This window comes from Polaribacter sargassicola (assembly GCF_021991835.1).
In the GTDB taxonomy this organism is placed as follows: domain Bacteria; phylum Bacteroidota; class Bacteroidia; order Flavobacteriales; family Flavobacteriaceae; genus Polaribacter; species Polaribacter sargassicola.
In genome coordinates this window covers 1-285 of record NZ_JAHDAU010000214.1, presented here as the reverse complement: position 1 = coordinate 285, position 285 = coordinate 1, and the positions used below count along the sequence as shown (strand labels likewise).

The window sequence follows — 285 nt, the reverse complement described above, 5'->3', positions numbered from 1 at the left end:
CGTAGCAAAAGAAATTATTAAAAGAGACTTACCGCTTTTTGGTATTTGTTTAGGGCACCAAGTTATAGCATTAGCTAATGGGGTTTCTACGTATAAAATGCATAACGGGCATAGAGGAATAAACCACCCTGTAAAAAATATGATTACAGGAAAGGGAGAGATTACGTCTCAAAACCATGGGTTTGCAGTTAATAGAGAAGAGGCTGAATGGCATCCAGATCTTGAAATCACACACGTGCCTTTAAATGATAATACGGTAGCAGGTTTAGCTATGAAAAGTAAAAA

At 36.8% G+C, this 285-nt stretch carries 1 protein-coding gene; it reads left to right on the top strand.

Annotated features, from left to right (window positions below; translation table 11 throughout):
* Positions 1 to 285: glutamine amidotransferase-related protein (locus KI686_RS16550; protein WP_237590409.1), on the top strand; the 285-nt coding region annotated here is incomplete at both ends.